Below are 12,184 nucleotides of genomic sequence, written 5' to 3' on the forward strand. Positions count from 1 at the left end.
TTAAATAGCTTCTTCCGCCATAAATTGCACCTCGTAAAGATTTCTATAAAAACCGTTTTGGAGTTTCAACAATTCTTTGTGCGTGCCTTCTTCCACAATTTTCCCAGCATCCATCACAATAATTTTATCCGCTTTTTTAATGGTTGCTAATCTGTGGGCAATTACTATTGAAGTTCGGCCTTTCGTTATTTTATCGGTAGCCGTTTGGATCATTTCCTCGGAATAGGTATCTACGGAAGAAGTTGCCTCATCCAAAACCAAAATGCTCGGTTTGCTCACGTATGCCCGAAGAAAAGCAATCAACTGTCGCTGCCCCGAAGAAAGCATGCTGCCGCGTTCTTTTACATTGTAATGATAACCATCGGGAAGTGATGCAATAAATTTGTGCACGCCAATCTCCTTTGCCGCGACTATAACTTCTTCTTCGGAAATGTTTGGATTATTGAGCGTAATATTATTCAAAATTGAATCCGCAAAAAGGAAAACATCCTGCAAAACCACTGCAATTTGGCCTCGCAATGAGGCGAGTTTGTATTCCTTTAACGAGATTCCATCGATCAAAATTTCACCACTGTTAATTTCATAAAAACGGTTCAACAAATTGATGATCGTACTTTTTCCCGCTCCCGTTGCACCAACTATAGCAATGGTTTCGCCCGGATTCGCTTTAAATGAAATCCCCTTAATTACTTCTTCATCCTCATTATAACCAAAGTGAACGTTTTTAAATTCAATTTCACCTTTCGTGCTTTTGTAATCAACCGTTCCCGTATCTGCAATATGCGATTCGGTATCGAGAATTCCAAAAACACGGTTTGCGGCAACCATCCCCATTTGCAGGGTATTGAACTTATCGGCAATCTGCCGCAACGGTCTAAAAAGCATTTCAGCATATTGAATGAAAGCTGTAATAATTCCGAGTGTAATTACACCGCCCGCAACTACGTTCAACCCTCCGTACCAAACAACCAATCCTGTAGCCACAGCTCCCGTCATCTCTGCAATTGGAAAGAAAATAGAGTTGTACCAAACTGTTTTTATCCACGCTTTCCGGTGATCTGCGTTAATTTCCTTAAAACGTTCGTACTCGGTTTTTTCACGGGTGAAAATCTGTACTATTTTCATTCCGGTAATGCGTTCCTGCACAAATGTATTGAGGTTCGCAACTTGGTTCCGTACGTCTTCAAAGGCAACTTTCATCGCTTTTTGAAAAACGCGGGTTGCATATAGAATGAAAGGCAAAACAATAAAAACGATCAAAGACAACCGCCAACTTTGATAAAGCATAAATCCAGCAATAACAAGCATTTTAAGCAAATCGCTGATAATCATAAAAAGCCCTTCGCTGAAAATACTGGAAATGGTTTCCACATCGTTCACGGCGCGGGTTGTCAATCTTCCCAAGGCACTTTTGTCAAAATACTGCATTTTGAAACTCATCATCAACCGGAACAATCGTTGGCGCATATCGCGGATTACGCTTTGGCCCAGCCAATTTGTGTAAAAGATAAAGGCGAATTGAAAAATAACTTCCAATAAAAGAACGACAACCATTAAAATGACGTACTTCATAAATTCGTCGCCATCTTTTGGCACCATGGAATTATCAATGGCCAATTTTAAAAGATAGGGGCGCAATACTGCAAGAACTGACATTACAATTGCCGCCAATGCGACAAAATAGAATATCAATTTATACGGTTTTGTATAAGCCAACAAACGCTTAAATAGTTTGAAATCGAATGCGTTACCTGTGGATTCTGCCATTATACTTTTATGTTTTCAGGATAGACAACTTTCGTTAAATACAATCCGTGAGCCGGTGCTGAAGCGCCTGCCTCTTCCCTACTTTTACTTTTCAATATTTCTTTAAATTCTTCCAAGGAAGTCTTTCCGTAACCAACGTCCAAAAGAGTTCCCACAATTGCGCGAACCATATTTCTAAGAAAACGATCTGCAGCAATGGTAAAAATAAGCCTATTATTTTTTACCCCCCAAAACGCTTTCACAATTGTGCAATTGTACGTTTTTACATCGGTTTTTGAGCGCGAAAAGCATTGAAAATCTTTATGGTTTAATAGCAATTTTGCTGCTTCGTCCATTAAATCCACATCGGGTTTGTTATTTATTTGAAAAGCAAAATCCTGAGAAAAAGGGTCTTTTTCAAGCGAAATAATATATTCGTATTCCCTTTCAACAGCATCAAAACGAGCGTGGGCATCTTCCTTTACTGCAAAAATATTTTTTATGGAAATATCTTTTGGAAGAAAGGAGTTTATTCTAAAAATAAAATCGTCAAAGCTTTCAATTTCTTCAAAATCAAAATGTGCAAACAATTGTTTAGCGTGAACGCCGGAATCGGTCCTGCCCGCTCCGGTTAGCTTAATTTCCTTCCGAAGCAAGGTGGAAAGCGTTTCTTCCAAAACCTGCTGTACGCTAATTTGCTCGGGTTGGCGCTGCCATCCAAAATAGTTTTTGCCGTTGTAGGCTATTTCAATAAAATATCGCAAATCTTTTTTTTCGGAATTGACAAAATTACAATTTACCAGCCAGCATTTCTGTTATAAATTTGAAAAACTTAATACCTTCGTATTTCCAAAAGTCGATGAGTTTAGAAGTTGATGAGTTGAGAAATAATATTTAAAAATCCAAATTGAAAAAAATCCTGCTTCTTAGCGACACTCACAGCTACATAGACGAAAAAATCCTGAAACACGTAAAGCAGGCAGATGAAGTGTGGCATGCCGGCGATATTGGTGATCTTTCTGTTACAGATGCAATTAAACAACTAAAACCCTTGCGAGCGGTTTACGGAAATATTGACAGCACTGAAGCGCGAATGGAATTTCCGCTTCATAACCGTTTTATGTGTGAAGGGGTTGATGTTTGGATTACGCATATTGGCGGTTATCCAGGAAGGTATAATCCGTCAATTAGGCAAGAAATTTATTCCAATCCCCCGAAGATATTTATATGTGGTCACTCACATATTCTGAAAGTGATGCCTGATAAAACCACGAAACTACTTCATATGAATCCTGGCGCAGTTGGCAAACACGGTTTCCAAAAAGTTCGCACTATGTTGCGTTTTGAAATTGATGGTGAAAAAATTCAGAATTTGGAAGTTATTGAATTTGAGAAGTAAATTGGAACAACGAGTTGCGAGCGACGAGCGACGAGAAATTTGGGATTTGGGATTTGGAAATAAAAAATTTTCAACCTGCAACCTGCATCCACACCCCAATAAAAAGCAAAAAACCCCTAAAGGTGGCGCCTTCAGGGGTCCTGCACTAATATACTAAGATCGGTTTATCGTAAACGATCAACAGATTTTACGAGGTCCTCATCCCTTTTTATGGCCTTGTTGGCCAGCACTAAAAATACGATAGAAATGATGGGAAGTACTACCCCAATACCCTTCTCTGAAACTATAGTTTCTCCGGATAACGTTAGCAATCTGTAAACGAAAACTCCCAGTAATACAAAGTTTGATATGATGTTTAAACGGTTGAGCACAAACTGCATTTGCCGTTTTTTAAAACTTAAAATTGAAATAATAGCCAATGCAATAGAAACAAAGACCAACCCGAAAATTAAAGGCTCGTTGCGCTCCATAACTACAGAACCATCTTTGCCCAAAACCACAGGAAACCACATAAACAAGGCTCCCATAATTATGGCAGAAACAATTAAATAGATTGTTTGGACGCGTTGTATCATTTTTTTTAAAACTCTATTGCGGAGCAAAAATACGCTATCTTTTTAAAAAAAATAACAGTACTTTTTAATTTATTATTGTATTATTGCAGTATCTATTCGTAACCAACTCAACAAAGGTTACTTAGTCTTCGAAAATTTTTTCAACGTACTTACCTTCTCAACAGGAACAAATAGTATCAACTTAAACTACAGTATTTTCTACATGTTTGAAATTTCAGAATTAAAAGATAAAAAGCTTCCTGAGCTTCAGGATATAGCCAAAGAACTTAATGTGCCAAAGTACCGCACTCAAAAAAAATTGGATTTGGTGTATCAAATTCTTGACTACCAAGCTGCCAACCCTAAAGCGGTAAAAGCTGTCATCAAATCGGAAGAAGTTTCTCCAGAGACCAAAAAAGTGGAATCTGAAAAAACCGAAACGCCAAAACCCGCTCCAAAAGAAAACCAAAGCAAGGAGCAAAAGCCTCGCCCCCAAAGGAACGACAATCGCCCCAACAAACCGCAACATCAAAAATCACATCACAATAAAAAAAGTGATGATGAGAAAAAATCAAATGATGACAAGCGTTCAAATAACGATAAAAATGATAAAAGGGAGAGCGACAAAAAACCGCAGCACCAAAAATCAAATTCAAACGATAACGACAATAGACAAAAGAATCAGCGGAACGAAAACCCAAATTCTGACAACCGCCAAAAACACCAAAACCACAAACAAAAAGACGGTAACGTCCACGACAACAAAAACGGAAACAAAGATTCCCGAAACCGTTATCGCGAGCCAGATTATGAGTTTGACGGCATTATAGAAAGCGAAGGTGTTTTAGACATTATGCAGGATGGATACGGTTTCTTGCGCTCAAGCGACTATAATTATCTATCGTCTCCCGATGATATTTACGTTTCGCAATCACAGATTCGTCTTTTCGGATTAAAAACCGGAGATACGGTTTTGGGTGAAGTGCGTCCGCCAAAAGAAGGTGAAAAATATTTTCCTTTAATAAAAGTGAGCAAAATAAACGGTTTGAACCCAAATGTGGTTCGCGACCGTGTTTCTTTTGAGCATTTAACGCCGCTTTTCCCACAGGAAAAATTCAACCTTGCGGATAAGCAGAGTACAATTTCAACAAGAATTATAGATCTTTTTGCACCAATCGGAAAAGGACAACGCGGAATGATTGTTTCGCAACCAAAAACCGGTAAAACGATGTTGCTGAAAGATATTGCAAATGCAATTGCAGCAAACCATCCGGAGGTTTATCAAATCATTCTTTTGATTGATGAGCGCCCTGAAGAAGTTACAGATATGCAACGAAACGTTCGCGGCGAAGTGGTTGCTTCAACCTTCGACAAAGAAGCCAGTGAGCACGTTCGTGTTGCGAATATTGTGATTGACAAAGCGAAGAGATTGGTAGAATGTGGCCACGATGTGGTGATTCTTTTGGATTCCATTACACGTTTAGCGAGAGCTTACAACACGGTTCAACCAGCGAGTGGAAAAATATTGAGTGGTGGTGTGGATGCAAATGCGCTTCACAAACCGAAGCGTTTCTTTGGTGCCGCACGAAATATTGAAAATGGTGGTTCTTTGACCATCATTGCTACCGCACTTACGGAAACCGGATCAAAAATGGACGAAGTTATTTTTGAGGAATTCAAAGGAACTGGAAATATGGAGCTTCAGTTGGATAGAAAAATTTCCAACCGAAGAATTTTCCCTGCCATCGACCTTACTTCTTCAAGTACGCGTCGCGACGATCTATTGCTTGACGAAAACGTTATTCAACGTATGTGGGTAATGCGCAAATATCTTGCAGATATGAACCCTGTGGAAGCTATGGAATTCATAAACGATCGAATAAAACAAACTCGAAATAATGAAGAGTTTTTGATTTCGATGAACGGATAAAAATTCTTTCATTATAAAAACAATCCCCGAAAGCTCTAGTTTTCGGGGATTTTTATTTGATGCCCAAAGCTGAATGCACTTCGCTTTTATAACTTCTGCCAATGGGCAAACGCTTGCCGCGAATTTCAATTTCCTGTGCATCCACAAAATCTATTTTTGGTTTTGAAACAATATAGGATCGATGGATTCGAATAAAATTTTCCGGCAACTGTTTTTCCACTTCGCTGATGGCAATTCGGGTTTGAATTGTATTGTTTTCAGTAACAATTTTCACGTTTTCCCGCTGACTTTCAATGTAAATTATGGATTGAAATGCAACGCGAGCTTTCTTTTTATTTACGATGAAAAACAATCCCTCGTTTCCTTTTTCTTCGGAAGGAATAATTTCTTTGTTTGATTGGCTTGCAGCTTTTTGGACCGCAACCATAAATCGACTGAATTCAATGGGTTTCAATAGATAATCCAACACATTGTAATCATAACTTTTCAAAGCAAATTCGTGATAAGCAGTCGTAATGATTACCATTGGCGGGTTTTTCAAAGTGCTTAAAAAATCCAAACCTTTCAGTTTTGGCAAATGAATATCGAGAAAAATTAAATCGATTTTCTTTTCATTTAAAATTTTCATCGCGGCTATTGCATCGGTGTAGGTTTTTTCCAATTTAAGAAATGGAACTTGGCTGATAAAATCGACCATTACATCCATCGCCAACGGCTCGTCTTCAACAACAATGCATCGAATCGTCATAGTTTTTGGCTTAAATTAAGTGAAAGTTCCGCAGTGAATTTTTGGTTTTCCTTCTTCGTTTGAAGGTTAAAATTTTTATACATCAACTCCAATTGACGGTTCAAATTTTTTAGACCAATTCCTTCTTCTTCCTCAGTAATTTCAATAGGTTCAAATGAATTCTCTACTTTAAAATACAATTCATTTTTTACAAGTTTCAATTCAATTGATATAAAAGAAAGCATTGTCGATTGGCTTGCGCCGTGCTTAAAAGCATTTTCAACAAAAGGCGTTAAAATGTTGGGCATTATTTGCGCATTCAAATCATCCAATTCATAATTGAAATTTATTTTAAGTCGGTCGTCGTAACGAATTTTATGCAATTCAATATAATCCTTTAAAAACTCCAATTCTTTCCCCCCAGAAATATATTGATGCTTTGTTTCATACATCACAAACCGCAGTAGTTTTGATAGTTTCAGCACAACTTCGGGCGTTTTGTCAGATTTTTTTCGCGCCAAGGAATAAATATTATTCAAGGTATTAAACAGAAAATGCGGATTGATTTGCGATTTTAAAAGACTGAGTTCGGTTCCCAACTTTTCCTTTATCAGCAATTGTTCCCTATCGCGAAGCCGCTGGCTGTTGGACATTTGTTTTAATGCAATTGCCAAGCAGGCAATAAATACCTTATCCATAAACGAGTTGACTATTCCCTGAAAAGCAAAGGTTTCGACTATGTTCACGTCTTTATAAATGGTGGGCAAAAGCATGTAAACTATAATGAGCTGCGCCAAAATGCTGAACAAAATAAGGATTGTACTCAGCGAAAAAACGAGTTTCCAGCGGTTGGGTCTTTCAACGGTATATTTTGAAAGAAAATGAAACATGATGTAAACCATTGGCAGTTTTATGGCCAAAAGGATCACGGTTTCAGCAATGAAAGACATTTTGAAAGCTTCCCAAACCGAAAGATTGTATTGGTTCAGCATCCATAAAAAGTCTGTATAGACTTCAAACGAATGGTAAGCCAACCAAAAGAAAAGGTGTTTAATCCATCTTTTTTGCATTGCATAAAAATACAGTTTTGGATTTGAGTTTTTCAAAAATTGCTACAAACAACCGGTTTGTGCATACCAACGGTAATTTTCAGTGGATTTTTATAAATAATTACGCTTCATAAACTGAAAAATGCTTTCCATTGACGAATAGCATGCATCTGCAACAGTTTGAATTTAGAGACTCTATAATGACTTAATTTTAAGTGAATTCTAAACTAATCATTATGAAAAAACTTCTATTTTATATTGTATTTTTCTCACTTGCAATTCCAAATGCAATAGCCCAATGGAGCGCGGGCGCCGATATTCCGGAACGAATACGCGCCGGGCAAACAATAGGCTACAGCAGTGGCAGCGATGGGTATCTTTTTATGGTTTCGGGAAGAAATCAGGATGGAATTATCACTCCAATTACGCAGCGCTATCAACTAAGCACAGATACTTGGACCAACGTTGCGCCGCCACCCACGCAGCTTTTGGGAGGTTCCATCGCTATTTTAAAAGACACGATTTATACGATTGGCGGACTGTTGACCACGCCGGGAAATGCAATAAGAAAGGTTCGGAAATACAACATCGCTTCAGATACATGGACGGACGCGGCAGATTTTCCCCGAACCATTGTGGACGCCAGAGCGGTTTCATACCAAGACAGTTTGATTTATGTGGTTGGCGGCTATCAGCACAAAACTTATTTGTATAACAGTACTTACAATCGCTGGCGGGAAGCTACCCCAATGCTGCCACCGGGAAGCAGTATAAGCTGGGGTGGTTTTGCAATACACGGCAATAAAATGGTGTATATGTGCGGCAGCGATGGGTTTATGTCAACCAATTATTGGAACACCGTTTGGGTTGGAACCATTGATGCAAACGACCGTTCCCTAATTACTTGGGAAGAAAAAACACCTTTTCCCGGACAAACGCGAACTTTTTTCGAAGCCCAAACTTGGCGCGATGGCGTAATCATGACGGGCGGAAGTACAGACAATACTTTTGAGACTTTTTCCGATGAAACGTATTTCTACAATCCCGATACCGATTTCTGGCGGCAATTACCCTCAAAACCCACCGCTTGGGTAACGGGGAATAGTGGTTCCGTTTTTATTGGTGATACTTCAAAATTGATCTGTGCTTCCGGATTTCAAACCGATTATCTTTTTGAAACAGAGATTTTTTTGCAGGAAGGCAGTCTTTCAATAGGCGAGTATTCAACAAATGAATGCGGAATCCAAAATTTCAAAATTTTAAATGACAGCATACAAAAAGTAAATTTTTGCATTCTTGAAGATGGTAATGTAGATGTTATGATTATAGATAATAACGGCAGAATTGTTTCCAAATATGAAAGTATTGCAAATGTTGCAGGAAATTATACCATTCCTTTAGAAGGGTTGAATATTACCAATGGAATGTATTTCTGCACCGTTTCGCAGAATGGCAATTCAAAAACGAAAAAAATGTTGGTTTCAAATTAGTTAGTATTCTTTTGTTTATTGGGTTAGGGTGCTAAAATTTTAGCACCCTTTTTATATTGATTGCAACCAAAATTAAAAATGTACTTTCCATATATTTGATAAAAACTTTTTATGAAGCCAATTTTTGTACTTTTTTGCCTGTCTATTTTTTTAATGACAAATTCCACCCTTGCACAAACATTCACTACAACATTTGAAAGTTCAAACGGTCTAAAAGCGGCAACCTATGCTGAAACCATCTACTATTATACTTCCCTCGCAATAAAATATCCTTCCATCTCAATATTTCAAATGGGCGAAACGGATAGCGGTCTTCCGCTTCATGTAATTATTTTTGATCCCCAAAATGAAAAACATTCAAAAGAAAACTTTTCAAAAAACGGCAAAAATCTTCTGTTAATAAACAATGGTATCCATCCAGGAGAACCCGACGGAATTGATGCCACGATGCTGCTTTTTCGGGATTTGGCCGAAAATAAAATTCCTTCGCCAAAAAACACGATTATAGCAACCATTCCAATTTATAACATCGGCGGTGCTTTAAACCGAAACAGTACAAGCCGTACCAATCAAAACGGTCCCGAGGAATACGGGTTTCGCGGCAATGCGAGAAATTATGATCTAAACCGTGATTTTATAAAAAGTGACACAAAAAATGCCCGCGCTTTCGCCGAAATTTTTCATTTGCTGAATCCGGATTTATTTATTGATAACCACGTTAGCAATGGTGCGGACTATCAATATGTGCTTACACATCTTTTTACACAACACGATAAATTGGGTGGTGAATTGGGAAATTATTTGCACACTTCACTAATGCCACAATTAGAGAATTCGCTTCAACAAAAAAATTGGGATATCACGCCTTACGTGAATGTTTTCAACCAAGTACCCGAAAGTGGTTTTCAACAATTTATGGATTCGCCACGGTATTCCTCTGGGTACACAACCTTGTTCAATGCGTTGGGTTTAATTGTGGAAACACATATGCTGAAACCCTACAAACAAAGAGTTGAAGGCACTTATGAGTTGATGAAAACTTTTATAAATATTGCAGATGCGGATGCTTCAACAATAAAAAATCTTCGGAAGAAATCCTTGGAAAAATATAAAGTTGGCAACTATTACCCAATTTCATGGGAAGTAGATTCGTCAAAAACATCCACGCTTAAATTTAAAGGTTTTGAAGGAAAAATGGTGCCAAGCAATATAACTGGTGCCAATCGTTTAAAATATTTCCGCGACAAACCATTTACAAAAGATGTTACATATTACAATAATTTCAAAGCAATGGATTCCGTGACAATTCCTTCGGCATATATTGTTCCGGCAGGTTATTGGAATGTTACGGAACTTTTGAAATTGAACAAAATTGAATTTTCAGTAGTCAAAAATGATTCTACCATTTCAGCGGAAGTTTATCACATAAAAAGTTTTGAAACCGTGAAAAGCCCATTTGAGGGGCATTATCTTCATTACAAAACAGAAGTATCAAAAAAAATTGAAAATGTTTCTATAAAAGCTGGGGATATTTTAATAAAAACCCAGCAGCCGGGCGTTCGTTATCTATTGGAAACTTTGGAACCATCTGCGATTGATTCATTTTTTAACTGGAATTTCTTCGATGCAATCCTTCAGCAAAAAGAAGGTTTTTCTCCCTACGTTTGGGAAGATATGGCTGAAAAATTTCTGAATGAAAACCCTGCAATAAAAAAGGAATTTGAAGCCAAAAAGAAAACCGATTCCACCTTTGCCAATAATTGGTATTTGCAATTGGATTGGATTCACAAACAATCGCCCTATTACGAAAAATCACACCTCCGTTATCCTATCGTTCGGGTGGGTGGTTAGATATTCTTTTGGGAAAAGCAATTTTATATTTTCATAGGAATCCAACAAAGCTTTTTGCGATTTTTCAAAATTTTTCCACTTTACTTTTTTGATGCCTTCCTCGGGTTCGGGAATCAATGGCCCATCATAATCACTGAACATATCGTACCAGTACGTTATTTTCAATCGAAATTTATTGTTTCGGGTAAACACGTGATAGGTAGTCATTAAAAAATCGCGAATTTCAAGATCCTTTACCCCCGTTTCTTCAATAACCTCCCTAATGGCGGCCTCTCGGTGGGTTTCCCCTTTTTCAATTTTACCTTTCGGCAAATCCCACTTTTTGTTTCTTCTTATAAAAAGAATCTCCTTTTTACTGTTATAGACCAGTCCACCAGCGGCTTCAACCACCTTTATTTTCTTCCGAAGAAAACGCTCCAGCTTTTCCGCATTTTTGTGGTAGAGGTTCACGTAAAGCAGTTCGCCATTGTTTATTTTTTTTACCAACTTTTTAAAACGCGCCTGTTTTAAAGGAATGGTGGTGTAATGCTCCCCAATATTTTCTTCCGTTGAAAGAATAATGGGAATATCTTTTACAAAAACTTTATACATTTGCAGCATGATATTAAACAAAGAAACGGCGCAAAAAACCGCTGCCTTACTATTGCAAATTAATGCAATAAAATTGCAACCACAAAACCCTTTTACGTGGGCATCGGGATGGAAATCTCCAATTTACTGCGACAATCGCATTACACTTTCCTATCCGATGATACGGAATTACATCCGTGAAAACCTTGCAAAACAAATTGAGGAACTCTACGGAAAGCCCGAAATGATTGCCGGCGTGGCTACTGGAGCTATAGGAATTGGCGCTTTGGTTGCCGATTATTTAAACGTTCCTTTTTGCTACGTTCGTCCCGAAGCAAAGGGTCACGGCCGCCAAAATAAAATTGAAGGCCATTTGGAAAAAAACACAAATGTTGTTGTTGTTGAAGACCTAATCAGCACCGGGAAAAGTAGTTTGTTGGCCGTTGAAGCTTTAAAGGAAGCCGATGCGAACGTTAAAGGTATGCTCGCAATTTTCAGCTACGGTTTTAGCACTGCGGAAGAAAATTTCAAAAATGCGAACGTTACTTTAAACACTTTGAGCAATTATGAAATGTTACTGGAAGAGGCCGAAAAATCCAGATATATCAATTCTGAAGAAGCTGCGCTGCTTTCTGAATGGCGGGAGAATCCTGCTGTTTGGGGGAAATAGTATTCAGTGTTCAGTAGCAGTGGGCAGTAGCTGTGCACATTTATGAAACAAATGATAAAAAATATTATTTTAGTCTCAGCTTTTTTTATTTTTTCTAATTGCTTTTCACAAGATTACGAATTAAGGGCAACACCTTACGTAAAATGTGAGATTGCTTACAAAGACGGAACTTTAGAAAAAGGCTTCTTACGATTGGCC

Annotated in this window: 11 protein-coding genes; 5 read left to right on the plus strand and 6 right to left on the minus strand. The window is 38.0% G+C overall.

The genetic code is table 11. The features are described 5' to 3' along the window. Entirely contained in the window at nt 1-1,767 is a 1,767-nt protein-coding gene (locus tag A7A78_RS03915; RefSeq protein ID WP_068761144.1) for an ABC transporter ATP-binding protein, read from the minus strand. Then, nucleotides 1,767-2,510, minus strand: coding sequence for a tRNA pseudouridine(38-40) synthase TruA (gene truA, locus A7A78_RS03920; RefSeq protein ID WP_068761145.1), 744 nt, complete (start codon nt 2,508-2,510; stop codon nt 1,767-1,769). The genes A7A78_RS03915 and truA overlap by 1 nt, the downstream gene beginning before the upstream one ends. Before the next feature lie 143 nt (nt 2,511-2,653). On the opposite strand from truA, the gene A7A78_RS03925 reads away from it, so the two are divergent. Beyond that, the gene (locus A7A78_RS03925) at nt 2,654-3,145 is read left to right on the plus strand and encodes a metallophosphoesterase family protein (RefSeq protein ID WP_068761146.1); all 492 of its coding nucleotides are present in this window, start codon (nt 2,654-2,656) and stop codon (nt 3,143-3,145) included. Nucleotides 3,146-3,309: 164 nt separating this feature from the next. Here A7A78_RS03925 and A7A78_RS03935 read toward each other — a convergent pair whose 3' ends face one another. Beyond that, nucleotides 3,310-3,720 (minus strand): DUF4293 domain-containing protein, encoded by a 411-nt coding sequence (locus A7A78_RS03935; RefSeq protein ID WP_068761148.1) that lies wholly within the window; start codon nt 3,718-3,720, stop codon nt 3,310-3,312. 202 nt (nt 3,721-3,922) lie between these two features. On the opposite strand from A7A78_RS03935, the gene rho reads away from it, so the two are divergent. Further along, a complete protein-coding gene (gene rho / locus A7A78_RS03940) occupies nt 3,923-5,629 on the plus strand; it encodes a transcription termination factor Rho (protein ID WP_068761149.1) in 1,707 nt (568 codons plus the stop codon). 52 nt (nt 5,630-5,681) lie between these two features. Here the strand turns inward: rho and A7A78_RS03945 are convergent, their stop codons facing one another. Further along, nucleotides 5,682-6,377 carry a LytR/AlgR family response regulator transcription factor gene (locus A7A78_RS03945; protein ID WP_068761150.1) on the minus strand — a complete coding sequence of 232 codons (696 nt, stop codon included), beginning with the start codon at nt 6,375-6,377 and terminating at the stop codon, nt 5,682-5,684. Further along, complete coding sequence (locus A7A78_RS03950; RefSeq protein ID WP_068761151.1) at nt 6,374-7,426, minus strand: sensor histidine kinase; 1,053 nt, start codon at nt 7,424-7,426, stop codon at nt 6,374-6,376. Before A7A78_RS03950 ends, A7A78_RS03945 begins: the two co-directional genes overlap by 4 nt. Before the next feature lie 215 nt (nt 7,427-7,641). Between A7A78_RS03950 and A7A78_RS03955 the strand changes: the two genes are divergently transcribed. Together A7A78_RS03955 and A7A78_RS03960 are read left to right on the plus strand one after the other, a co-directional pair. Then, complete coding sequence (locus tag A7A78_RS03955; RefSeq protein WP_068761152.1) at nt 7,642-8,895, plus strand: T9SS type A sorting domain-containing protein; 1,254 nt, start codon at nt 7,642-7,644, stop codon at nt 8,893-8,895. 111 nt (nt 8,896-9,006) lie between these two features. Next, complete coding sequence (locus tag A7A78_RS03960; protein ID WP_068761153.1) at nt 9,007-10,746, plus strand: M14 family metallopeptidase; 1,740 nt, start codon at nt 9,007-9,009, stop codon at nt 10,744-10,746. On the opposite strand, the gene A7A78_RS03965 is transcribed toward A7A78_RS03960, so the two are convergent. Then, entirely contained in the window at nt 10,708-11,337 is a 630-nt protein-coding gene (locus A7A78_RS03965) for an NUDIX hydrolase (RefSeq protein ID WP_068761158.1), read from the minus strand. The genes A7A78_RS03960 and A7A78_RS03965 overlap by 39 nt on opposite strands. A 7-nt stretch (nt 11,338-11,344) precedes the next feature. On the opposite strand from A7A78_RS03965, the gene pyrE reads away from it, so the two are divergent. Beyond that, entirely contained in the window at nt 11,345-11,986 is a 642-nt protein-coding gene (pyrE, locus tag A7A78_RS03970; RefSeq protein ID WP_068761154.1) for an orotate phosphoribosyltransferase, read from the plus strand. The last annotated feature ends 198 nt before the right edge of the window (nt 11,987-12,184 follow it).

Source organism: Aequorivita soesokkakensis (assembly GCF_001641085.1).
GTDB lineage: Bacteria > Bacteroidota > Bacteroidia > Flavobacteriales > Flavobacteriaceae > Aequorivita > Aequorivita soesokkakensis.